Origin of the sequence: Pseudomonas sp. MCal1 (assembly GCF_026341415.1) — a bacterium.
Classification (GTDB): Bacteria; Pseudomonadota; Gammaproteobacteria; order Pseudomonadales; family Pseudomonadaceae; genus Aquipseudomonas.
On the sequence record NZ_JAKUMP010000001.1, the window covers coordinates 589,303 to 611,245 of the forward strand.

The following is a 21,943-nucleotide window of genomic DNA, read 5'->3' on the forward strand; positions in this document are numbered from 1 at the left end:
TTCTGCCATGACTCAATACACCGCCTTCAGCGTCGAACTGGCCGACAACATCGCCCATGTGCAGATCAATCGTCCGGAAAAGATCAACTCGATGAACGCCGCGTTCTGGAGCGAAATTGTCGAAGTGTTCCAGTGGATCGACGACACCGACGAAGTGCGGGTGGTGGTGCTCAGCGGCGCCGGCAAACACTTTTCCTCGGGCATCGACCTGATGATGCTGGCCGGCGTGGCCAATGAGCTGGGCAAGGATGTCGGGCGCAATGCACGCCTGTTGCGCAAGAAGATCCTGACCCTGCAGGCATCCTTCAATGCGGTCGACAATTGCCGCAAACCGGTGCTCGCGGCGATCCAGGGTTACTGCCTGGGCGGCGCCATCGACCTGATCGCCGCCTGCGACATGCGCTACGCTGCCGAGGACGCGCAATTCTCGATCAAGGAAATCGACATCGGCATGGCGGCGGACGTTGGCACCCTGCAACGGTTGCCACGGATCATTGGTGACGGCATGCTGCGTGAGCTGGCTTACACCGGTCGCACGTTTGGCGCCGAAGAAGCGCGCAGCATCGGTCTGGTCAATCGCGTCTACAGCGACAAGGACGGTCTGATCGAAGGCGTGATGGACATTGCCCGGGACATCGCCGGCAAGTCGCCGATCGCGGTCACCGGCACCAAGGAAATGATCAGCTACATGCGCGACCATCGCATCGACGACGGTCTCGAGTACGTTGCCACCTGGAACGCTGCCATGCTGCAATCCAACGATTTGCGCGTGGCCATGGCCGCCCATATGAGCAAACAGAAACCCGAATTTCTGGATTGAGAAACCATGACACCTCGCTGGACCACTGCAGTACTGGACACCGATCAACCCGGCGGCTGGGCCGTGGCGCGCAGCCCCGAGGGTTTCCTGTTCGATGACAACGGCGCGCTGTTCCCTCGGGAATGGCTCAAGCGTCAGGAATTGTCGATCCTTGCCGAGCACGGTATCGGTCATCTCGATGGCGAACCGGTGTATCTGCTGGAACTGCGCAGCACCAGCGAGGTGCCGGGTTGCAACTGGAAAGGCCTGCGGGCGTTCATGCTCGACGGCGATCATACGATCTACAAGGTGCTGGGCTACGCCGCGCAAATCGGGACATGGGCGCGTGAACACCGTTTCTGCGGCAATTGCGGTCAGGCCATGATCCAGGTGCCACGGGAGCGGGCGATGTACTGCCAGCCCTGCGACCTGCGCAGTTATCCGCGGATATCACCAAGCATGATCGTGCTGGTGACCCGTGGCGATGAAGTGCTGCTGGCGCGTTCACCGCGTTTCGTCACCGGGGTCTACAGCACGCTGGCGGGGTTTGCCGAGCCTGGGGAATCGGCTGAGGATTGCCTGATCCGCGAGGTGCGCGAAGAAGTCAGCATCGAAGTGAAGAACATCCAGTACATGGGCAGCCAGTGCTGGCCGTTTCCGCATTCGATGATGCTCGGCTTCCATGCCGAATACGCCGGTGGCGAGATTGTCTGCCAGGAAGACGAGATCGAGGACGCCCAGTGGTTCAACGTGCACGATCTGCCGCCGTTGCCGGCGTCCAAATCGATTGCACGTTACCTGATCGACGTCTATGTGGCGCGGCGCTTAGGCCACGCTGAACCAGTGCTGCCAGGCTAGACGCACGGTCAACCCCAGCACCACGGTGATGAACACCGGACGAATGAACTTGGCGCCGCCGCTGATCGCGGTGCGCGCCCCGAAGAATGCGCCGACCATCACCGACAGGCCCATGCTCAGGCCGATGATCCAGTCCACCTGCCCGGAAAACATGAACACCGACAGCGCCGCAATGTTGCTGACGAAGTTCATGCTGCGCGCCACGCCGCTGGCCTTGACCAGATCGATCGGGTACAGCAGCAGACTGCTGACGGTCCAGAACGCGCCCGTGCCGGGGCCGGCCACGCCGTCGTAGAAACCGAGGCTGAAGCCTTGGGTCGATTGCCATTTCTTCTTGATCGGTGCGTCGCTGTCCAGCGGCGCTTTCGGCGTACCGCCAAACAACAGGTACAGGCCGCAGGCGAAGACGATCACCGGCAGCATCTTGTTCAACCATTCGGCGGGCAGGTAATGGGCGACGATGGCGCCGGTCAGCGCACCGACCAGCGTGCCGACAATCGCGTGCATCCATTGTTTGGGGTGGAACAGCTTGCGGCGGTAGAAGGTGAAACTGGCGGTGGCCGAACCGAAGGTCGAACTCAGCTTGTTGGTACCCAGCACCAGATGCGGCGGCAAACCGGCGGTAAGCAACGCGGGCGTGGTCAACAGACCGCCGCCGCCCGCAATGGCATCGATGAATCCGGCAATGAAAGCGACAAGGGCCAGAATGGCCAGAGTGGTGAGGTCAACGCTGAGTTCGAAAGGCATGGAATCGGCTTATTCGGCAGGGCAGGGACGGGCGGTCATCATAGCTGTAACACTGGTTCATCGCGAATGGGATCCTCAATCATCCAGCGGCGCCTGAAGGGAGTTGTTACACCACCGAGAGCCAGACATTGCCGATGAAGAACGGCCCTTTGTTGCCAAAGGGATTGCTGGGAATGGCGAAGACAATGTCCAACCATTCGAAGCCTGGTCGAATCATGCCATTGAGCGTAATCGTTCTTGTTTTTGGATCGACATATTCCGACCCTGACCAGATTTCTGCTTCACCAGTGCTGCGGTTGGTCGCCCAAAGCGTGTAGACGATAAATGCGTGAACCAGTGGATTGGAAGCTTTGCCGCTATCGGTGATGTGAAACCGTCGATCCTTGGTGTTTTGCAGCGGGACAGCCTCGGGCGCCTGAACATTGAATGTCAAAGCGAATGCACCGGGCTGAATGGGGAAGGGATCGGTTGCCAGATTCTGCCCCTGGTTTCTACCGCCGACCAAACGTGCGACATAGTTACCGTTGTGGTGTACGACAGACATAGGCGTGTCGTAATTTCGTGGAATCCAGTGACTAAAGTCACCGGTGCCGAAATCACCGTTTGGGATCAGATTATTTTGCGTCATATCAGTTGCTCATTTTCATGGGTAGAAGAGAGGGCGGTCGTCCAACCGGCCACGTTCGTTGCATGACAATGATTTGATGAATTTGCAGTTGTCACTACTGTCATTACTGACAGTCCACAAGTACCTTTTGCGATAAAAACAACGGGCTTTTGTTGTTTTGGGGAAAGCACGAAATGGAAGCATCCTTGCTTCCATCTTGAGTGGCGGGCTCCGTGATTACAGACCCAGTTCAGACAACCCCGGATGATCATCCGGACGCCGGCCCAGTGGCCAGTGGAACTTGCGTTCGCTTTCCTTGATCGGCATGTCGTTGATGCAGGCGTAACGCTGGAACATCAGGCCGTGCTCGTCGAATTCCCAGTTTTCGTTGCCATAGGAGCGGAACCAGTTGCCCGAGTCGTCGCGCCACTCGTAGGCGTAGCGCACGGCGATGCGGGTGTCGGAGTAAGCCCAGAGTTCCTTGATCAGGCGGTAATCCAGTTCCTTGGCCCATTTGCGGGTCAGAAATGCCTTGGCTTCTTCGCGGTTGTTGGCGAATTCGGCGCGGTTGCGCCATTTGGTGTCCAGGGTATAGGCCAGCGACACGCGATGCGGGTCGCGGGAGTTCCAGCCATCCTCGGCCAGACGAACTTTTTCAATGGCCGATTCACGATTGAAGGGTGGCAATGGCGGACGAACTTCGGCTGCAGTAGACATGTTTGTCTCCGGATCTATTAAAAGTTAAACAACGTGTCAGGCTTATTAAGGCGTTACAGCTCCAATAACTTTCGCGCCATGCATTGCGCATTATCGGCGGCACTGTGATCACCCATCACAAGCGCTACGGTAATGGCGCCATCAATCAGGATCAGCAACTGCTTGGCCAACAGTTGCGGTTCCTCGGCACCATGTTCGGTACACAGCTCGCACAGGTAGTCGAGCAGCTTTTGTTTGTGGTCCTTGGCGACCAGGCGGACCGGATCCTCGGGATCGCCCGTCTCTCCGCTGGTGTTGATGAAGGCACAGCCTCGAAAGCCTTCCGAGGCGAACCAGGCCTTGAGCACGGTAAACAGGTTGAGCAGGCGATCGGCCGGGGTTTCAGCCTGATCGACGGCGCTTCTGTACCAGTGCATCCAGCGCACATCGCGGCGCTGCAGGGCGGCGACGGTCAACTCCTCCTTGTTGGCGAAGTAGCGGTAGATACTCTTTCTGGAAACACCGGCGGTTTTCACCAGTAGATCCATGCCGGTGGCGGCGATGCCACTTTTGTAGATCAACTTTTCGGTGACATCCAGAATGATGTCTCGGGTCGTGTTATTGCTTGTGATTTCGTTCATGCGGTGGACAGTAGAACGATTGTTCTCCTTGGTCAAGCAGTTATTTCTATTGTTCTTGCTTTGATCGTTCCCACGCTCCGCGTGGGAATGCAGCCCGGGACGCTCCGCGTCCCTTCCAGAGCTGGAACGCGGAGCGTCCCTTGAGGCATTCCCACGCAGAGCGTGGGAACGATCAACGATCAGTCAAGTCATTACAGACACTCACAAGACCCGAAGGAGTTGATGGTGTAAGCTCTCGGGTTCTTCGGATTCGACCCATTGCGAGCCCTATGCCGTTGCTTTTCAAACGCTCTCTGCTGCCCAAACTGCGCAGCTTTCCGCTGACCGCCGAGGCCGTGACGATCCTGCCCGGCGCCGCCGATTTCCGCCGTTGCCTGCTGGAGAAAATCGCCCAGGCGACCCAGCGCATCTACCTCGTCGCGCTCTATCTGCAAAACGACGAAGCCGGCCAGGAAATCCTTGATGCCTTGCACGCCGCCAAACTCAAGCGCCCAGAGCTCGAGATCGCGGTGGTCGTCGACTGGCTGCGGGCCCAACGCGGCTTGATCGGCGCCGGCAAACAGCCGGGCAACTCGGCGTGGTATCAGGAAATGACCCGCACCCACCAGAGCGAGGTGCCGATCTATGGCGTGCCGGTGCAGACCCGCGAGCTGTTCGGCGTGCTGCACCTCAAAGGCTTCGTGATCGACGATTGCGTGGTTTACAGCGGTGCGAGTCTGAACAACGTTTACCTGCACAAATTCGACAAGTACCGGTTCGACCGTTATCACGTGCTGCAAAGCCGCGAACTGGCGGACTCGATGCACCATCTGGTCAAGCACGGCCTGATCGAATCGAAAGCGGTGCACCGCCTCGACCTGCCGAACCTGCCGACCACTCGCAGCCTGCGCAACGACATCGGCGATCTGCGCAGCCGTCTCAAATATGCGGCGTACGACACCAGTGCCGGCAGCACGGCGCATACCGGCCTGTCGGTCAGCCCGTTGCTGGGTGTGGGCAAGAACAACCCGCTGAACCGGGTGATTCTGGAGCTGATCGCCAGCGCGCAGAAGCAACTGACCATCTGCACGCCGTACTTCAACCTGCCGCTGGGGGTGATCCGCGAGATCAACCGGGCGCTGGCGCGCGGCGTGAAGATCGACATCGTGGTCGGCGACAAGACCGCCAACGACTTCTACATCCCGCCGAGCGAGCCGTTCAAGGTGATTGCCGCGCTGCCGTATTTGTACGAGATCAGTCTGCGCCGTTTCGCCAAGCGGCATCAGCGCAACATCGACAGCGGCCAGTTGAACCTGCACCTGTGGCGTGAAGGCGACAACAGCTATCACCTCAAGGGCATGTGGATCGACCAGCGCTACACACTGCTGACCGGCAACAACCTCAACCCGCGGGCGTTCCGTCTCGATCTGGAAAACGCCTTGCTGATCGATGACCCGAAAGGCGAGTGGCTGGAACCGCGCCGGCTGGAGTTGGAAAACATCTTCGAACACACCACGCGGATCGCACGTTTTCAGGACCTGGAAGCCTTGCCGGATTACCCGGCCGGGGTCGCCAAGTTCCTCAAGCGCGTGAGCCGGGTGCGGGTGGAGCGGTTGCTCTATCGCATTCTGTAAGGCACAGAATTTTCAGCGCCGCTAGAAATGCCTTCGCGAGCAAGCTCGCTCCCACATTGGATCTTCGCTGAGCACAATTTCTGTGTTCAACAAAGACCTGGTGTGGGAGCGAGCTTGCTCGCGAAAGGGGTGGAACAGGCGCTACAAGTCTCAGTTCAGACCGAGCTTGCCACGCAAGGTCGACAGGTCTTCGGCCAGGGTATTGACCGGGCCCACCAGCGCCTTGCGGTCGTTGTCCTTCACTTTGTCATAGGTCTCGAAACCACCGTCCTTGGTCCTGTACTTGGCCAGGATCTTGTCCACGGTGGCGAAGTTCTTGTCGACTTTGGCGACGAAGGCCTTGTCCTGCTTCTCGATCTGCGGACGGAACAGGTCGACGATTTTCTTCGCGCCGTCGATGTTGCCCTGGAAGTCGTACAAGTCGGTGTGGCTGTAACGGTCTTCTTCACCGGAAATCTTGGTTGCAGCGACTTCTTCGAGCAGCGCAGCGGCGCCACCGACGACTTTTTCCGGCGGGAAGGTCAGACCGGCGACGCGGGTTTGCAGGTCCTTCACGTCCTTGTTCAGGCTATCGGCCAGGGCGTCCAGATCCTTGGTGCTCTTTTCCGAGAACAGCGAGTATTCGATTCGGTGGAAACCGGTGAAGTCTTCGGCTTTCACGCCTTGTTCGTGGTCGTCGACGCGGGAGTCGATGGAGGCGTCGAGGTCACTGAACAACTCGGCAATCGGCTCGATCGACTCGTAGTAGACGCGGGTTGGCGCGTAGAGCTTTTGCGCGGTGGTCAGGTCGCCTTTCTTCACGGCGTCGGTGAACTGCTGGGTGTGGCTGGCCAGTTCATCCAGTTGTTCGGTGACATAGATTTTGTAGTCCGACACCGGCCCCACCAGGTCCAGTGGCGCGGTCGCGGCGAACGCCGACAGCGGGATGTTGAGCAAACCAAGGGTCAGCAATAACGCGAGTGGCGTCTTTTTCATGGGGGCGGCTCCTGTTGAATGCTATGCAGTTGTTTTTGGTTGAGTAGCGTCGAGCAGCGAGCGACCGATGAAGTCCTTGTCGCCCGTGACACCCGGCAGGGTGAAGAAGTAACCGCCGCCGACTGGCTTGAGGTATTCCTCCAGCGGCTCGCCGTTGAGGCGGGTCTGCACGGTGATGAAGCCTTTTTCCAGGTCGGCCTGATAACAGATGAACAGCAGGCCCATGTCGAGCTGGCCGTTCTTGTTCACGCCGTTGGAGTAGTTGAACGGCCGGCGCAGGATCAGGTTGGCCTGGCTCGCGGCGGTGCGCGGGTTGGCCAGGCGGATGTGCGCGTCTAGCTTGGTCAGCTTGCCTTGCGGGTCCTTGCTGTAATCCGGCACTTCGGTTTCATGGCTGGCGCCCATCGGCGCGCCGGTGGTTTTCACTCGGCCGATGATGCTTTCCTGTTCCTGCAACGGCGTGCGGTCCCAGCGTTCGACGAAGTTGCGTATGATCCGCACCGCCTGATAACTGCCGTGGGCCGCCCAGGCCGGTTCGTCGCTGCCCGGTTGCACCCAGACGATGCGGTCCATGGCTTTGCCGTCGTTGGAATCCGGGTTGGCCGAACCGTCGCGGAAACCGAGGAAGTTACGCGCCGATTGCGCCGGCACACCGGGCTTGGCCGGGGCTTGTGGCGGCACGCTGCCTTCCTGTTTCCAGCGCACCAGCAGCAGATCCGGCAGGTTCTTCACGATGTCGCGCAGGGCGTGGATGTTGGTGTCGGCGGTGTTGGAGCAGAACTGCAGGCTCAGGTCGCCGTGGCAGCAATCGGCTTCCAGCGCGTCGTTGGGGAAACCGACCATGCGCACCAGGCGCTTGGGTTTGGCGGCGGCCAGGCCGAAGCGCTCGTCGAACAGCGATTCGCCCACCGATACGGTGATGGTCAGGTTGTCCGGCGTCACCACCGGGCCGAGGATGCCGGAATCCGGCGGTGGCAACTTCGGATCGATCTGCGCCACCGGGCCGCCCTTCATCAGGAACGCGATGCGCTCGTTGAGGGTACGGAACAGCCGCTCCAGGTCTTCACGGTCGCTGGCCAGCACATCGAACGACACCAGCATGCCAGACGCCGGGCGCGGGGTGACGATGCCGCTCTGGTGTACGCCATGAAAGTCGTGGTGATCCTGGGTCTTGTCGCTGCTCGGCGCCTCGGTGACTTGCGCAGGCGCGGCGGCCATTGCCGGGCAGCTCAACGCCGTGCCGGCCAGTGCGACACCGGCGGCGCCCATCCCCATCAATACGCGGCGACGTTGCAGGTTGAAATGTTCGGAGTCGTTCATCGGTATTCGTCTTCTGCTTACAGGCCGGAGAGGCCGAGGGCGGGATCAATGGCGTCGAGGGCGTCGGCCAGGGCCTTGGCCTTGTCGGCGATCTGCTTGCGTTGCTCACCGTTGACGGTGTCGTAACTGGCGTAGCTGTCCTTGACCTTGAAACCGTTCAGCGTGGTATCGAAATCAGCCATCGCGCTGTCGATTTTCGGCAGCAGGTCAGCGGCGGATTTGCTCAGCAGCGGGCGCAACAGTTCGACGACTTTGTGCGCGGTTTCCTGATTGGCCGTGAAGCCGTTGAGATCGCTGTGGCTGTAGCGTTCCTCTTCGCCGCTGGCGGCGCGCACGTCGGCGATGGTGTTGAGGTTGCGCACGACGATTTCCACCAGTTGCTCCGGCGGCAGCGACTGGGCCAGCAGCTGTTGTTTCAACGTGGTGACGTTGTCGAGCAGGCCTTGGGCTATGGGCGTCAGGCCGTCGAGTTTGCGTTGCTGGAACAGCGCGTATTCAAGGCGATGGAAACCGACGAAGGCTGGATCCTGCTCGCGTTTCTCGAAGTAATCGGCGCGGGCGTTGATGCTGTTGTCCAGTTCGGCCAGGCGTTGAGCGGCGGGGGCCAGACGCTGATAGGCGGCGCGGGCCGGCAAATACAGCGCCTGAGCCTGGGCCAGATCGCCGCTGTCGATGGCTTGATTCAGCGCCGTCACCGCTTTGATCAACGCGCTGCCCTGGCTGGCCAGGTACACGCGGAACTCCGACAACGGCCCGACGAAGGCAACCATCGGCGGCTTGGCCTTGGCGGCGGCATCCGACGCGGCGGTCGGTGTCACGTGCAGGGTGCCGCGCGGGTTGCTCAACAGACCGCAAGTGATGGCGTAGTCGCCGGGTTGCAGGTTGGCGTTGATCACCTGGCTCAGGCCCGGCGCAATGTTCTCGCGCTCTTCGATCACCAGCACGCCGTCGAGGATTTCCCATTCCACCGCCCGGTCGGAGCGGTTGACGATGCGGAAACTGGCGCGGCCGGCCGGCACCGTCAGGGCGTTCGGTTCGCAACTGTGGGGATGAATATTGACCACCACTTCGTCACGGTTGTGCTGACGTTTGGCGGCGGCCATTTTTGAGGCGTAGTAGAACAGGCCACCGGCGGCGATCATCACGACCACCGAACCGGCCACCGCCCAGCGCAAGGCGCGGGGAGGCGAGTTCTGAGGAATATCAGGCTTTGACATGAAGGCCCTTATTGGCTGGAAACGGAAGACGATTGGGCGGCAGGCTTGGGCGCCGGCATGAAAAACATCACCAGCGCCACCACCAGGTAAATCAGGTATGCGCCGAGGGTGCTGACGGTCGGCGCATCCTGATAACCGAACATGCCGGCCAGCACCGAGCCCAGCGGGCCGTCCATCGGCAGCGTCGCGCTGAAGTCGAAAAGCACGGTTTGCAGGTGATTCCAGACCCCGGCTTCATGCAGCGCCTGCACCGAGTTGGCGAGAATCCCGGCGGCGACCACGAGGATGAACAGCCCGGTCCAGCGGAAGAATGCCGAGAGGTTCAGGCGCATGCTGCCGCTGTAGATCAGGAAGCCGACAATGATTGCGAGGATCAGGCCGAGCAGGGCGCCGATCGGCGCGGCCGGGCCTTCGCTTTGCTGAAACACGGCCAGCAGGAAAAACACGGTTTCCAGACCTTCCCGGGCCACGGCAAAGAACACCATGGCGATCAGGGCGATGACCTGATGTTTCGAAGCAGTCAGTGCGTGATCGAGAGAGGCTTGCAGCGAATGCTTGATCGAACGCGCCACCTTGCGCATCCAGAACACCATCGAACTGAGAATGCCCACGGCCACCAGCCCGACCACGCCTTCGAACAGTTCCTGCTGTTTTTGCGGGAATTCGGCACTGACCAATTCCAGGCCGCCACCGACCAGCAACGCCAGTGCAGCAGCGAGAAACACCCCGATCCACACCGCCGGCATCCACTGGCCACGCCCGGTCTGTTGCAGGTAGCTGGCGATGATGCCAACGATCAGCGCGGCTTCGATGCCTTCGCGCAACATGATCAAAAAGGGAACGAGCATTCGACGATCACTGTGTAACGAAATGAGGTTACAAGTTGTAACATAATGAAAGTCATTCTCACATGGCACTCATTGACATTTACCTGAACCTCAGCTGAACGAGTCTGAACATCCACGACGTCCGGCCAGCTGCGTTAAGATGCCCGCCACTCAAACTACAACCAGGATTGCGCGCGTTCCATGTCGGAAAAAGACACCATCGCCATTCAACTGGTGCGCGAAGCACTGCTGCAAAGTTGTGCCCCGGGCGTGGCCACGGAAGAAGTCTTGAACAAGGTCGGGATCGATCCGGCGCTGCTGCCCACCGACGCGCGTGTGCCGGCCAGCCAGTACGCGCGGTTATGGCGCCTGTTGGCGCGGCGCGGCGATGATGAGTTTTTTGGCATGGACCCGCGCAAGCTGAAATCCGGCAGCCTGGAATTTCTTTGCCGCAGCGCCATGGCCCAGCCGAATCTGGCCGCAGGGCTTGGCGCGGGTTTGAATTTCCTGTCGCTGATGCTCGAACGCATGCCGGCGCAACTGGTGCGCCAGCAGAGCCTGGCGGAAATCGTGCTGCTGGAAGACGACCCACAACCGCGCCGCGCCTTCACCTATTTCACTTACTGGATGATCGTCCACGGCGTGGCGTGCTGGCTGGCGGGGCGGCGGATTCCGATCCTGGCTATCGAACTGCGCTGCCCGGCGCCGGATTTCTGCGATGACTATCGGGTGATGTTCTCGGAAAACCTGCGCTTCGACCGGCCACGCACGCGGATGATCTTCGCCGCCGAGGTGCTGGATCTGCCGATCAAGCGCAGTCCTGAGGAGTTGAAGCGCTTCCTGGCCCACGCCCCGGCCAACATTCTGGTCAAGTACCGCGACCCGGAAAGCCTTGCGAGCCGGATCAAGCAGGATCTGCGGCAGCTGGCCGCCGAACACTGGCCGGAAACCGATGCGCTCGCCCAGCAACTGTGCATGTCGGCCTCGACCCTGCGCCGGCGATTGGCGGAAGAAGGGCAGACCTATCAGGGCCTCAAGGACAGCGTGCGCAAGGAGCTGGCGATCACCTGGCTGGCGGAGCCTTCGATCAGTTTTGCCGAGATCGCCACGCGGTTGGGGTTTGCCGATGCCAGTTCGTTCTACAAGGCGTTTCGCAAGTGGTCGGGGACCAATCCTGGGCACTATCGCAGCTTGATTCTCAACGAGGCGGTCTGACCCACACCTCCCACCGTTGATTCTCGTTCCCACGCTCTGCGTGGGAATGCCTCAAGGGACGCTCCGCGTTCCAGCTCTGGAGGGGACGCGGAGCGTCCTGGGCTGCATTCCCACGCAGAGCGTGGGAACGATCAGTTGCAACCGGATTCTTGGCCAAACCAGTCATCCACTTTGAGGGCTTTGACCATTGCCGCAGCCGGCGTGCGGCGCGAGTATTCCTCTGTTGTTTACGGTTCCCCAACCTAATAAGAACAGAGGGATTCTGGCAATGCGCGATTACTTGTCTGCCACCGCACAGTTTGATTATCAGCACACCGTGGACGCCGCGCTCAGCGGCACGCTCGAGGCGCTCAACGCCTGCGTCGAATGTTGTGACCGGCACGCACTGCCGGGGCGCATCGCGCTGTTCTGGGAAGGCCGCGATGGCGCCAGTGCAACGTACACGTTCAGCGATCTGCAGGACAAAGCCGCGCGGTTCGCCAATTTCCTTCTGGCTCAGGGCGTGCAGAAGGGTGACAAGGTCGCCGGCCTGCTGCCGCGCAATATCGAATTGCTGATCACCGTGTTCGCCACCTGGCGCATCGGCGCGGTGTATCAACCGCTGTTCACTGCGTTCGGCCCTAAAGCCCTTGAGCATCGCCTGAACAGTTCCGGTGCCAAAGTCGTGGTCACCGATGCGGTCAACCGGCCGAAACTCGCCGAAGTCGCCGACTGCCCGACGCTGGTCACCGTCGGCGGTCCGAAAGGCCAGGGCATCGTCCGTGGCGATTTCAGTTTCTGGGCCGAGCTGGCCAACCATTCCAATATCTGCGAACCGGTCATGCTGACCGGCGAAGACCCGTTCCTGCTGATGTTCACCTCGGGCACCACTGGCCCGTCGAAAGCGCTGTCGGTGCCGCTCAAGGCGATCGTCGCGTTCCAGAGCTACACCCGCGATGCCGTGGATCTGCGCCCGGAAGATGCGTTCTGGAACGTCGCCGATCCGGGTTGGGCCTACGGCATCTATTTCGGCGTCACCGGCCCGTTGTCGATGGGCCATCCGATCACGTTCTACGATGGCCCGTTCACCCTCGAAAGCACTTGCCGGGTGATCAACAAGTACGGCATCACCAACCTCACCGGTTCGCCCACCGCGTATCGTCTGCTGATTGCCGGCGGCGACGAGTTCGCCAAATCGATCAAGGGCAAGCTGCGCATCGTCAGCAGCGCCGGCGAGCCGCTGAACCCGGAAGTGATTCGCTGGTTCGCCGACAATCTCGGCGTGGTCATTCACGATCACTACGGCCAGACCGAGCTGGGCATGGTGCTGTGCAACCACCACGGCCTCGAACACCCGATCCACCTTGGCGCCGCCGGTTTCGCCTCGCCGGGCCATCGCATCGTGGTGCTCGACGAACAGAACAACGAACTCGGCGTCGGCCAGCCCGGCATTCTCGCCATCGACCGCACACAGTCGCCGATGTGCTGGTTCGCCGGTTACGAAGGCGTACCGACCAAGGCCTTCGTCGGCGATTACTACCTGAGCGGCGACACCGTCGAGTGGAACCCGGACGGCAGCATCAGCTTCGTCGGTCGCAGCGATGATGTGATTACCACGTCCGGCTACCGGGTCGGCCCGTTCGACGTGGAAAGCGCACTGATCGAACACCCGGCCGTGGTGGAAGCCGCAGTGGTCGGCAAACCCGATCCGGAGCGCACTGAGCTGGTCAAAGCCTTTGTCGTGCTCAACCCGCAATATCGGGCCGAACCGGCGTTGGCCGAAGAACTGCGCCAACACGTGCGCAAACGTCTGGCCGCGCATTCGTACCCCCGTGAAATCGAATTTGTCAGCGAGTTGCCGAAAACCCCGAGCGGCAAATTGCAGCGCTTTATCTTGCGCAATCAGGAAATCGCCAAGGCTCAAGAGGCTGCGGCGCACAACGTTTCAGCTTGAATCCAAGGAAACTGTCATGCAGATCGAGAACAAGGTTTTTATCGTCACCGGCGGCGCATCCGGCCTGGGTGCCGCCACCGCTGAATTGCTGGTCAACGCCGGCGCCAAAGTGATGCTGGTGGACATGAACGCCGACGCCGTTGCCGCCCAGGCCCAGCGCCTCGGCGCGCAAAGCGTGGTGGCAGACATCAGCAACGAAGCTGCCGCCGAAGCCGCCGTGCAGGCGACCGTTAAAGCCTTCGGCAGCCTGCACGGTCTGGTGAACTGCGCCGGCATCGTTCGTGGCGAAAAGATCCTCGGCAAGAACGGCCCGCATGCCTTGTCCAGCTTCGCTCAGGTGATCAACGTCAACCTGATCGGCAGCTTCAATATGCTGCGCCTGGCGGCGGCAGCGATTGCCGAAAGCGAAGCCAACGCCGATGGTGAGCGCGGTGTGATCATCAACACCGCCTCCGTTGCGGCGTTCGATGGCCAGATCGGTCAGGCCGCGTATTCCGCGTCCAAAGGCGCCATCGCCAGCCTGACCCTGCCTGCCGCCCGCGAGCTGGCGCGCTTCGGTATCCGCGTGATGACCATCGCTCCGGGCATTTTCGAGACCCCGATGATGGCCGGCATGACCCCGGAAGTGCGCGACTCGCTGGCCGCCGGCGTGCCGTTCCCGCCGCGCTTGGGCAAACCTGCCGAGTACGCTGCGCTGGTGCGGCATATCATTGAAAACAGCATGCTCAACGGCGAGGTGATCCGTCTCGACGGTGCCTTGCGCATGGCCGCCAAGTAAGGAGGATTTTCCATGACCATTTCCAACGATCCGATTGTCATCGTCAGCGCTGTCCGCACCCCGATGGGCGGTTTCCAGGGCGAACTGAAAAGCCTGACCGCGCCGCAACTGGGCGCCGCTGCAATCAAGGCTGCGGTTGAGCGCGCGGGTATTGCCGCCGACGCGGTCGATGAAGTGCTGTTCGGCTGCGTACTGCCGGCCGGTCTCGGTCAGGCGCCTGCGCGTCAGGCTGCACTGGGCGCCGGGCTGGATAAATCCACCCGTTGCACCACCGTCAACAAAATGTGCGGCTCGGGCATGGAAACCGCCATTCTGGCCCACGACATGCTGCTGGCCGGCAGCGCCGATGTGGTGATCGCCGGCGGCATGGAAAGCATGTCCAACGCGCCATACCTGCTGGACCGGGCCCGTGCCGGTTACCGCATGGGTCACGGCCGGGTGCTCGATTCGATGTTCCTCGACGGCCTCGAAGACGCCTACGACAAGGGCCGCCTGATGGGCACCTTCGCCGAGGACTGCGCCGAAACCAACGACTTCAGCCGTGAGGCTCAGGACGCCTTCGCCATCGCCTCGACCACCCGCGCCCAGCAAGCGATCAAGGACGGCAGCTTCAAGGCCGAGATCGTCCCGCTGACTGTCACCGTCGGCAAGGAACAAGTGGTGATCAGCAATGACGAGCAGCCACCGAAAGCCAAACTGGACAAGATTGCCTCGCTGAAACCGGCGTTCCGTGAGGGCGGCACCGTGACCGCGGCCAACTCCAGCTCGATCTCTGACGGCGCCGCCGCACTGGTGCTGATGCGTCAGTCGCAAGCGCAGAAACAGGGGCTGAAACCGCTGGCGGTGATTCACGGCCACGCAGCTTTCGCTGACACCCCGGGCCTGTTCCCGGTGGCACCGATTGGCGCGATCAAGAAGCTGATGAAGAAAACCGGCTGGTCGCTGGATCAGGTCGATCTGTTCGAAGTCAACGAAGCCTTCGCCGTGGTCGGCATGGCGGCGATGACCCATCTGGAAATCCCCCACGACAAACTCAACATCCACGGCGGCGCCTGCGCCCTGGGCCATCCGATCGGTGCCTCCGGCGCGCGGATTCTGGTGACCTTGCTCTCGGCCCTGCGCCAGAAAGGCCTGAAACGCGGCGTCGCGGCGATCTGCATCGGCGGCGGCGAAGCCACGGCGATGGCCGTCGAGTGCGTCTGAACCCGAGTTAAGGATTTGCCATGATTCCCAACGATGACCAACAACAAATCCGCGACATGGCCCGGCAGTTTGCCGAGGAACGGCTGAAACCGTTTGCTGCCGAGTGGGACCGCGAGCATCGCTTCCCGAAAGAAGCCATCGGCGAAATGGCCGAACTGGGCTTCTTCGGCATGCTGGTGCCGGAGCAGTGGGGCGGTTGCGACACCGGTTACCTGGCCTACGCCATGGCCCTGGAAGAAATCGCCGCCGGCGACGGTGCCTGCTCGACCATCATGAGCGTGCACAACTCGGTGGGTTGCGTGCCGATCCTAAAGTTCGGCAACGACGACCAGCGCGAGCGCTTCCTCAAACCGCTGGCCAGCGGCGAGATGCTCGGTGCTTTCGCGTTGACCGAACCCCAGGCCGGTTCCGATGCCAGCAGCCTGAAAACCCGGGCACGCCTTGAAGGCGATCACTACGTGCTCAACGGTTGCAAACAGTTCATTACCTCCGGGCAGAACGCCGGGGTCGTGATCGTGTTTGCGGTCACCGACCCGAGTGCCGGCAAGCGCGGGATCAGCGCCTTCATCGTTCCGACCGACTCGCCGGGCTACAAAGTCGCCCGGGTTGAAGACAAGCTCGGCCAGCATGCCTCGGACACCTGCCAGATCCTGTTCGAAGACGTGAAAGTGCCGGTGGCCAACCGTTTGGGCGAGGAGGGCGAGGGCTACAAGATCGCCCTGGCCAACCTCGAAGGCGGCCGCGTCGGCATCGCTTCGCAAGCGGTGGGCATGGCCCGCGCCGCGTTCGAAGCTGCCCGTGATTACGCCCGCGAGCGCGATAGCTTCGGCAAGCCGATCATCGAGCATCAGGCTGTGGCGTTCCGCCTGGCGGACATGGCGACCCAGGTCGCCGTGGCGCGGCAGATGGTGCACTACGCCGCCGCCCTGCGTGACAGCGGTCAGCCGGCGCTGGTCGAAGCATCGATGGCCAAACTGTTCGCCTCGGAAATGGCCGAGAAGGTCTGCTCCATGGCCTTGCAAACCCTCGGCGGTTACGGTTACCTCAACGACTTCCCGCTGGAGCGCATCTACCGCGACGTGCGGGTCTGCCAGATCTACGAAGGCACCAGCGACATTCAGCGCATGGTCATTTCGCGCAATCTTTGAGAAGGAATCTGCACATGAGTTACGAAACGATCTTGCTGGAAACCCATGGCCGCGTCGGCCTGATCACCCTCAATCGCCCGCAGGCGCTGAATGCCCTCAACGCGCAACTGGTCAGCGAAGTGAACCGCGCGCTCGATGGTTTCGAAGCTGACGCAAACATTGGTTGCATCGTCATCACCGGCTCGACCAAAGCCTTTGCCGCCGGCGCCGACATCAAGGAAATGGCTGATCTGACCTACCCACAGATCTACATGGACGACCTGTTCAGCGACAGCGACCGCGTGGCTAATCGCCGCAAACCAATCATCGCTGCGGTCAACGGTTTTGCTCTCGGCGGCGGCTGTGAACTGGCGCTGATGTGCGACTTCATCCTGGCTGGCGACAACGCCAGGTTTGGCCAGCCGGAAATCAACCTCGGCGTGCTGCCGGGCATGGGCGGCACCCAGCGCCTGACCCGCGCTGTAGGCAAGGCCAAAGCGATGGAGATGTGCCTGAGCGGACGTTTGATCGACGCGGTGGAAGCCGAGCGTTGCGGCATCGTCGCGCGCATCGTGCCGAGTGCCGAGTTGCTGGATGAAGCGCTGAAAGTCGCAGCGGTGATCGCCAGCAAATCGTTGCCGATTGCGATGATGGTCAAGGAAAGCGTCAACCGCGCGTTCGAAGTGAACCTGACTGAAGGCGTGCGTTTCGAGCGTCGGGTGTTCCATGCGGCATTTGCGACGCAGGATCAGAAGGAAGGCATGGCGGCGTTTGTGGCCAAGCGGTCGCCGGAGTTCCAGGGCAAGTAACGCGGCGTATTCACTGACGCCATCGCTGGCAAGCCAGCTCCCACATTGGATCTGAGGTTTACACCAATCCCTGTGGGAGCAGAGCTTGCTCGCGAAGCTTTTAGAGCTGGTAGTTCTTCAACTCTCGCGCAATCACCATCCGCTGTATTTCGCTGGACCCTTCATAAATCTGGGTAATCCGCGCATCCCGGTAATACTTCTCCACCGGGTAATCCTCCAGATACCCGTACCCGCCATGAATCTGAATCGCTGACGAGCACACCTTCTCAGCCATTTCCGAAGCAAACAGCTTGGCCTGCGAAGCCTCCGACAGACACGGCTTACCCGCTGTTCTCAGTCGCGCGGCGTGCAGAATCATCAAGCGTGCCGCGTTGATCTGCATCTGCATGTCCGCCAGCAGATTGGCGATGCTCTGATGTTCGACAATGGCCTTGCCGAACTGCACCCGATCACGGGCGTAACCCAGCGCCGCTTCGAATGCCGCACGGGCGATGCCCAATGCTTGCGCGGCAATGCCGATGCGTCCGCCTTCCAGGTTGGAGAGGGCAATCGCCAAACCTTTACCGCGTTCACCCAACAGATTTGCTTCAGGAATGCTGCAATTGTTCAGCGTCACCGCGCAGGTGTCGGAGGCGCGGATACCCATCTTGTGTTCGGTGCGGTCGACGATGAAACCCGGCGTATCGGTCGGCACCAGAAACGCCGAGATGCCGCGCTTGCCGAGATCCGGATCGGTCACCGCAAACACGATTGCCAGTTTCGCCCGCTTGCCGTTGCTGACAAATTGCTTGGCGCCGTTGATCACCCATTGCCCGTCGCGCAGTTCGGCGCGGGTGCGCAAGTTGTGCGCTTCGGAGCCGGCCTGGGGTTCGGTCAGGCAGAAGCAGCCGATCACCGCGCCGCTGGCCAAATCGGCCAGCCAGGTCTGTTTCTGTTCTTCGCTGCCGTAATTGAGCACCGGCCCACAACCCACCGAGTTGTGAATGCTCATGAACGCGCCGGTCGCGCCGTCACCGGCGGAAATTTCTTCCACCGCCAGCGCATAAGCCACGTAGTCGACGTAAGTGCCGCCCCATTCTTCCGGCACTACCATGCCCAGCAGGCCGAGTTCACCCATCTTCGCCACCAGACCGTCATCGATCCAGCCGGCCTTTTCCCAGGCTTGCGCGTGTGGCGCGATTTCGCCACGGGCAAAGTCCCGGGCCATGTCGCGGATCATTACCTGGTCTTCAGTCAATTCGAGATCGTGCATGGCTCAGCTCCCGCTCTCTTCAAAACCGTGGAAGAAACTCGCGATGTGCTCGGCGTGCAGCGCAGCAAGCTTCGGCGGGTTCCAGCGCGGTGACTTGTCTTTGTCGATCAGCAAGGCACGCACGCCTTCGATCAGGTCGCCGCGCTCGAACCACTGGCGATCCAGATGCAGTTCGAGGGCGAAGCAGTGTTCCAGGCTCAGGTGCCGGCCGCGACGGAGCATTTCCAGGGTCACGCCCATCGCCAGCGGCGAACGGGTTTCCAGCAGGTCGGCGGTGGTGGTCGCCCATTCGTGGCTGTCGGCGACGGTCACGGCGCGCAGTTGCTCGACGATGCTCGGCACGTCAGGCAAGGCAAAGAAGTGGTCGATGGCCGGGCGCAAGGCTTCAAGCGGCGCATCCGGCAAGGTTTGCACCGCGTGGCGGGCCAGCAGGTTTTGCAGGTCTTTCAGCGGCGTGTCGTGCCACTGCAACTGGTCGAGCTGTTCGTCGAGGGTGCCGAGTTTGCTGCTGTCCAGATACCAGTCGGCGAGGCCGCAATACAGCGCATCCGCCGCCCGGATCTGCACGCCGCTGACACCCAGGTAAATCCCCAGCTCGCCGGGAATGCGCGGCAGGAAATAGCTGCCACCGACATCCGGGAAATACCCGATCGCCACTTCCGGCATCGCCAGACGGCTTTTCTCGGTGACTACCCGCAGATCAGCGCCTTGCACCAGACCCATGCCGCCGCCGAGAACGAAACCGTCCATCAGCGCCAGCACCGGTTTGCGGTAGTGGTGGATCGTCAGGTCGAGGGCGTATTCCTCGACGAAGAAATCTTCGTGCAGCGTGTCGCCGCTTTTATGGCTGTCGTACAGGGAGCGAATGTCGCCCCCGGCACAGAAGGCTTTCTCGCCGGCACCGCGCAGCGTGACCGCGTGGATATCGGCATCAGCGGCCCAGGCGTCCAGGTGTTGCTGGAGCTGGCGCACCATGTCGAGGGTCAGGGCATTGAGACCGGCGGGGCGGTTGAGGGTCAGATGACCGATGTGATTGCGAACCTCGGCCAACACTTCGTGTGGCGTGGCATCCATGGACGAAGTCCGCGGGGATGAAGCCTGAGCAGTCATCACTAACTCCCTGCTTTTATTGTCTTTATTCGAGAAGCTCGCGCGCGAGCGTTACCGGATCGTAACAGTGCAAATTTGCCGTGTACAACGGGGATATGTGCATGGGCTGTCTGCATTTTTGCCTTAGCCAAAATGCACGGGATCGCCGCTTCTTTTTAATCGACAACGCTGACAGGCGCGGGCTCCTGGTTCAGCTGAACACCTGGCCAATGCTCCGCCGCCTGGCATGCAACTCACTGGCATGAATCAGCTGCTCCAGATCCTCCGGTGTGACATCGATGAACGCTTCCATATCCGCCAGCGCCCGTTTCAGATCCTCGGCCGTGATGGACTGAATATCCACCGGCGCTACGGCCGGCGCCGGTTCGGCGGGGCGTTTCGGGTAGCGGATGCGGGTGAGGTTGTTGTAGGCCAGTGCGGCCAGCAGCAGGCATGCGGCGCTGAGCATCACCGGTTCCAGAGCTTTCCAGTCCATGGCGATGGTCATCGGGTCGGCCAGCACCATGGTCAACGCGACGGCGCCGGCCGGTGGATGCAGGCAGCGCAGCCAGCACATCAGGATCAGCGCCACGCCCGCCGCGAGGCAGGCGCTGCCCAGGGTTCGGCCGAGGACGTGGGCCACCAGCAACGCGACGACACCCGCGCACAGGTAGCCACCGATGATCGACCAAGGCTGGGCGAGTGCGCCGGACGACACCGCGAACAGCAGCACCGCCGAAGCGCCCAGCGGGCCGATCAGGTGGTAGGCCACTTCAATGCCGAACACCTGACTGCATGCCCACACGCTGAACAACGTGCCCAGCGCCATACCGATGGCGGCGCGGCTCCATTCGGTGGGGCGGGTGTTGATGGCGGCGGGCAACCAGCGAGCGAGCATGCAGATTCGATCCTTTGTGAAATTCAGGGCAAAAAAAAGGACTGTCCGTAAACGCGGAAAGTCCTTCGAAGAGTTCCAACTATTGGGGGAGGAACGCGCACAGTGTGCCAAGCAATCACGATGCTGACAAATTCATATAAATGCAGTTTCAGTGCATTATTTATGCAGTAAAGCCACGCGCCGCCCGCTCATGAAACACAGAAAACCACCCAGCGCGGTCAGTGCGCTGAGGGCGTAGAACATCGTCGGCGCCGGCGTATGCATCAGCAGGAAACCGCAAATCAACGGGCTCAATGCGCCGCCCAGCGCCGCCAGATTCTGCGCGCCGTAATAGCTGCCGCGCAGTTCCTCCGGGGCCAGGGTGTCGACGAACAGGAATTCCGACGGGTAAATGATCATCTCGCCAAGGGTGAAGATGAACATGGCGATGCACCAGGTCACCAGGCTGTCGGCCAGGCTGAAGCCGATCAGGCCGAGGATGAACAGGCTGGTGCCGGCGGCGATCCAGTAGCGCAGTTTTTCCCGGTTGAGAAAGCGGCCGATCTGGTACTGCAACAGGATCACCGCGATGGCGTTGCAGGCGAGCAGGGCGGCCATGGTTTGCAGGGCTCGCTGCGAGTCTTCGACCACCAGCAGGTATTGCGACAGGTACAGCGTGAAACGCCCGTGAACCACGGTGCTGAGCAGGCAACCGCAAGTGAACATGATGAGCGTGCGGTCGTTTTTCAGGGTAATCAGGGTTTTCAGGAAGCTCTGCGGCTGGCCGATGGCGGCGACCGGACTGGCGTCTTTCGGGATGCCGATCATCAGGAAGATGCTGCCGAAAGCGATGCCGGCAGCAATCAGGAACGGCGCAATCGGATACACCCCGGCGATCACCACACCGAGCATCGGGCCGGTGGCGTAGCCGATGTTGGTCAGGGTGTAGCGCAGCGAGAACGCCTTGGCCCGCTGGCCCATGGGCAGGTTTTCACTGAGGATCGCCTTGGAGCCGATCAGGAACAGCGCCGAGGCGGTTTCAGTAATGACCAGCGTCAGGGTGGTCAGGTACAGATCTTTGGCGAAGGTCAGCAGCACGAAGCCGATGGCACTGGAGAGCATCGCCAGAATCAGCAACCGACGCTTCTCGAGCCGGTCGATGATGTAACCGCCGTACAGCGCAAGCAGGGTGGCGATAAACACCGCGATGCCCAGCAACAATCCGACGTCCTGTTGGTTGAGGCCGAGCTTGTTGCTCAAGAACAGTGTGAGCAACGGACTGGTGATGGCGCGGCTGACGACGATGGTCAGCGAGACGATCATCAGGCGGCGGATAACGAGCGAGTAGGTGGCCACGGAA

At 61.2% G+C, this 21,943-nt stretch carries 21 protein-coding genes; 9 read left to right on the forward strand and 12 right to left on the reverse strand.

Features of this window, described 5'->3' with window-relative positions; translation table 11 throughout:
- Window positions 1–7 precede the first annotated feature (7 nt).
- Together MKZ87_RS02695 and nudC are read left to right on the forward strand one after the other, a co-directional pair.
- The gene (locus MKZ87_RS02695; protein ID WP_011334292.1) at window positions 8–820 is read left to right on the forward strand and encodes a crotonase/enoyl-CoA hydratase family protein; all 813 of its coding nucleotides are present in this window, start codon (window positions 8–10) and stop codon (window positions 818–820) included.
- 6 nt (window positions 821–826) lie between these two features.
- Window positions 827–1,657 (forward strand): NAD(+) diphosphatase, encoded by an 831-nt coding sequence (gene nudC / locus MKZ87_RS02700; protein ID WP_266200221.1) that lies wholly within the window; start codon window positions 827–829, stop codon window positions 1,655–1,657.
- On the opposite strand, the gene MKZ87_RS02705 is transcribed toward nudC, so the two are convergent.
- From MKZ87_RS02705 to MKZ87_RS02720, 4 genes are all read right to left on the reverse strand, one after another.
- The gene (locus tag MKZ87_RS02705; protein WP_085696057.1) at window positions 1,625–2,404 is read right to left on the reverse strand and encodes a TSUP family transporter; all 780 of its coding nucleotides are present in this window, start codon (window positions 2,402–2,404) and stop codon (window positions 1,625–1,627) included. The two genes, nudC and MKZ87_RS02705, sit on opposite strands and share 33 nt — an antisense overlap.
- Before the next feature lie 106 nt (window positions 2,405–2,510).
- On the reverse strand, window positions 2,511–3,032 hold the full coding sequence (locus MKZ87_RS02710) for a hypothetical protein (protein ID WP_266200222.1): 522 nt from the start codon (window positions 3,030–3,032) through the stop codon (window positions 2,511–2,513).
- A 216-nt stretch (window positions 3,033–3,248) separates the two neighbouring features.
- The gene (locus MKZ87_RS02715) at window positions 3,249–3,728 is read right to left on the reverse strand and encodes a DUF1348 family protein (protein ID WP_085696059.1); all 480 of its coding nucleotides are present in this window, start codon (window positions 3,726–3,728) and stop codon (window positions 3,249–3,251) included.
- Window positions 3,729–3,781: 53 nt separating this feature from the next.
- A complete protein-coding gene (locus MKZ87_RS02720) occupies window positions 3,782–4,348 on the reverse strand; it encodes a TetR/AcrR family transcriptional regulator (RefSeq protein ID WP_085696060.1) in 567 nt (188 codons plus the stop codon).
- Between the two features lie 269 nt (window positions 4,349–4,617).
- Here MKZ87_RS02720 and pssA point away from each other — a divergent pair, with 269 nt between their 5' ends.
- Window positions 4,618–5,961 carry a CDP-diacylglycerol--serine O-phosphatidyltransferase gene (gene pssA / locus MKZ87_RS02725; RefSeq protein ID WP_085696061.1) on the forward strand — a complete coding sequence of 448 codons (1,344 nt, stop codon included), beginning with the start codon at window positions 4,618–4,620 and terminating at the stop codon, window positions 5,959–5,961.
- A gap of 150 nt (window positions 5,962–6,111) precedes the next feature.
- Here the strand turns inward: pssA and efeO (MKZ87_RS02730) are convergent, their stop codons facing one another.
- From efeO (MKZ87_RS02730) to efeU, 4 genes are read right to left on the reverse strand one after another with little or no spacing between them, the layout of a single operon-like run.
- Complete coding sequence (efeO, locus tag MKZ87_RS02730; protein ID WP_266200223.1) at window positions 6,112–6,936, reverse strand: iron uptake system protein EfeO; 825 nt, start codon at window positions 6,934–6,936, stop codon at window positions 6,112–6,114.
- 21 nt (window positions 6,937–6,957) lie between these two features.
- Window positions 6,958–8,256, reverse strand: a complete 1,299-nt coding sequence (gene efeB / locus MKZ87_RS02735; RefSeq protein WP_266200224.1) for an iron uptake transporter deferrochelatase/peroxidase subunit — start codon at window positions 8,254–8,256, stop codon at window positions 6,958–6,960.
- Between the two features lie 17 nt (window positions 8,257–8,273).
- Window positions 8,274–9,473: an iron uptake system protein EfeO gene (gene efeO / locus MKZ87_RS02740; protein WP_266200226.1), complete on the reverse strand. Its 1,200-nt coding sequence runs from the start codon at window positions 9,471–9,473 to the stop codon at window positions 8,274–8,276.
- A gap of 8 nt (window positions 9,474–9,481) precedes the next feature.
- The gene (gene efeU / locus MKZ87_RS02745; RefSeq protein WP_085696065.1) at window positions 9,482–10,321 is read right to left on the reverse strand and encodes an iron uptake transporter permease EfeU; all 840 of its coding nucleotides are present in this window, start codon (window positions 10,319–10,321) and stop codon (window positions 9,482–9,484) included.
- Between the two features lie 180 nt (window positions 10,322–10,501).
- Between efeU and MKZ87_RS02750 the strand changes: the two genes are divergently transcribed.
- From MKZ87_RS02750 to MKZ87_RS02775, 6 genes are all read left to right on the forward strand, one after another.
- The gene (locus MKZ87_RS02750) at window positions 10,502–11,515 is read left to right on the forward strand and encodes an AraC family transcriptional regulator (protein ID WP_085696066.1); all 1,014 of its coding nucleotides are present in this window, start codon (window positions 10,502–10,504) and stop codon (window positions 11,513–11,515) included.
- Window positions 11,516–11,783: 268 nt separating this feature from the next.
- On the forward strand, window positions 11,784–13,448 hold the full coding sequence (locus tag MKZ87_RS02755) for an AMP-binding protein (protein ID WP_085702019.1): 1,665 nt from the start codon (window positions 11,784–11,786) through the stop codon (window positions 13,446–13,448).
- A gap of 16 nt (window positions 13,449–13,464) precedes the next feature.
- Window positions 13,465–14,226 (forward strand): SDR family NAD(P)-dependent oxidoreductase, encoded by a 762-nt coding sequence (locus MKZ87_RS02760; RefSeq protein ID WP_085702020.1) that lies wholly within the window; start codon window positions 13,465–13,467, stop codon window positions 14,224–14,226.
- Window positions 14,227–14,238: 12 nt separating this feature from the next.
- The gene (locus MKZ87_RS02765; RefSeq protein WP_085702021.1) at window positions 14,239–15,429 is read left to right on the forward strand and encodes an acetyl-CoA C-acyltransferase; all 1,191 of its coding nucleotides are present in this window, start codon (window positions 14,239–14,241) and stop codon (window positions 15,427–15,429) included.
- A 20-nt stretch (window positions 15,430–15,449) separates the two neighbouring features.
- Window positions 15,450–16,577 (forward strand): acyl-CoA dehydrogenase, encoded by a 1,128-nt coding sequence (locus tag MKZ87_RS02770; RefSeq protein ID WP_266200227.1) that lies wholly within the window; start codon window positions 15,450–15,452, stop codon window positions 16,575–16,577.
- A 14-nt stretch (window positions 16,578–16,591) separates the two neighbouring features.
- Complete coding sequence (locus tag MKZ87_RS02775; protein WP_085696071.1) at window positions 16,592–17,365, forward strand: enoyl-CoA hydratase; 774 nt, start codon at window positions 16,592–16,594, stop codon at window positions 17,363–17,365.
- A gap of 100 nt (window positions 17,366–17,465) precedes the next feature.
- On the opposite strand, the gene MKZ87_RS02780 is transcribed toward MKZ87_RS02775, so the two are convergent.
- From MKZ87_RS02780 to MKZ87_RS02795, 4 genes are all read right to left on the reverse strand, one after another.
- Window positions 17,466–18,617, reverse strand: coding sequence for an acyl-CoA dehydrogenase family protein (locus MKZ87_RS02780; RefSeq protein ID WP_039768643.1), 1,152 nt, complete (start codon window positions 18,615–18,617; stop codon window positions 17,466–17,468).
- Between the two features lie 3 nt (window positions 18,618–18,620).
- Window positions 18,621–19,727: an enoyl-CoA hydratase/isomerase family protein gene (locus MKZ87_RS02785; RefSeq protein WP_266200228.1), complete on the reverse strand. Its 1,107-nt coding sequence runs from the start codon at window positions 19,725–19,727 to the stop codon at window positions 18,621–18,623.
- 190 nt (window positions 19,728–19,917) lie between these two features.
- Window positions 19,918–20,604: an HPP family protein gene (locus tag MKZ87_RS02790; RefSeq protein ID WP_085702024.1), complete on the reverse strand. Its 687-nt coding sequence runs from the start codon at window positions 20,602–20,604 to the stop codon at window positions 19,918–19,920.
- A gap of 156 nt (window positions 20,605–20,760) precedes the next feature.
- Complete coding sequence (locus MKZ87_RS02795; RefSeq protein WP_266200229.1) at window positions 20,761–21,939, reverse strand: MFS transporter; 1,179 nt, start codon at window positions 21,937–21,939, stop codon at window positions 20,761–20,763.
- Window positions 21,940–21,943 lie beyond the last annotated feature (4 nt).

Bases quoted from the DNA above. Each gene is read 5' to 3' on its own strand.
- efeO (WP_266200223.1), bottom strand. From the start codon at position 6,936: ATGAAAAAGACGCCACTCGCGTTATTGCTGACCCTTGGTTTGCTCAAC.
- pssA (WP_085696061.1), top strand. From the start codon at position 4,618: ATGCCGTTGCTTTTCAAACGCTCTCTGCTGCCCAAACTGCGCAGCTTT.
- MKZ87_RS02760 (WP_085702020.1), top strand. From the start codon at position 13,465: ATGCAGATCGAGAACAAGGTTTTTATCGTCACCGGCGGCGCATCCGGC.
- MKZ87_RS02780 (WP_039768643.1), bottom strand. From the start codon at position 18,617: ATGCACGATCTCGAATTGACTGAAGACCAGGTAATGATCCGCGACATG.
- MKZ87_RS02785 (WP_266200228.1), bottom strand. From the start codon at position 19,727: ATGACTGCTCAGGCTTCATCCCCGCGGACTTCGTCCATGGATGCCACG.
- efeB (WP_266200224.1), bottom strand. From the start codon at position 8,256: ATGAACGACTCCGAACATTTCAACCTGCAACGTCGCCGCGTATTGATG.
- MKZ87_RS02770 (WP_266200227.1), top strand. From the start codon at position 15,450: ATGATTCCCAACGATGACCAACAACAAATCCGCGACATGGCCCGGCAG.
- efeU (WP_085696065.1), bottom strand. From the start codon at position 10,321: ATGCTCGTTCCCTTTTTGATCATGTTGCGCGAAGGCATCGAAGCCGCG.
- MKZ87_RS02750 (WP_085696066.1), top strand. From the start codon at position 10,502: ATGTCGGAAAAAGACACCATCGCCATTCAACTGGTGCGCGAAGCACTG.
- MKZ87_RS02695 (WP_011334292.1), top strand. From the start codon at position 8: ATGACTCAATACACCGCCTTCAGCGTCGAACTGGCCGACAACATCGCC.
- MKZ87_RS02710 (WP_266200222.1), bottom strand. From the start codon at position 3,032: ATGACGCAAAATAATCTGATCCCAAACGGTGATTTCGGCACCGGTGAC.
- efeO (WP_266200226.1), bottom strand. From the start codon at position 9,473: ATGTCAAAGCCTGATATTCCTCAGAACTCGCCTCCCCGCGCCTTGCGC.
- nudC (WP_266200221.1), top strand. From the start codon at position 827: ATGACACCTCGCTGGACCACTGCAGTACTGGACACCGATCAACCCGGC.
- MKZ87_RS02705 (WP_085696057.1), bottom strand. From the start codon at position 2,404: ATGCCTTTCGAACTCAGCGTTGACCTCACCACTCTGGCCATTCTGGCC.
- MKZ87_RS02775 (WP_085696071.1), top strand. From the start codon at position 16,592: ATGAGTTACGAAACGATCTTGCTGGAAACCCATGGCCGCGTCGGCCTG.
- MKZ87_RS02720 (WP_085696060.1), bottom strand. From the start codon at position 4,348: ATGAACGAAATCACAAGCAATAACACGACCCGAGACATCATTCTGGAT.
- MKZ87_RS02755 (WP_085702019.1), top strand. From the start codon at position 11,784: ATGCGCGATTACTTGTCTGCCACCGCACAGTTTGATTATCAGCACACC.
- MKZ87_RS02790 (WP_085702024.1), bottom strand. From the start codon at position 20,604: ATGCTCGCTCGCTGGTTGCCCGCCGCCATCAACACCCGCCCCACCGAA.
- MKZ87_RS02715 (WP_085696059.1), bottom strand. From the start codon at position 3,728: ATGTCTACTGCAGCCGAAGTTCGTCCGCCATTGCCACCCTTCAATCGT.
- MKZ87_RS02765 (WP_085702021.1), top strand. From the start codon at position 14,239: ATGACCATTTCCAACGATCCGATTGTCATCGTCAGCGCTGTCCGCACC.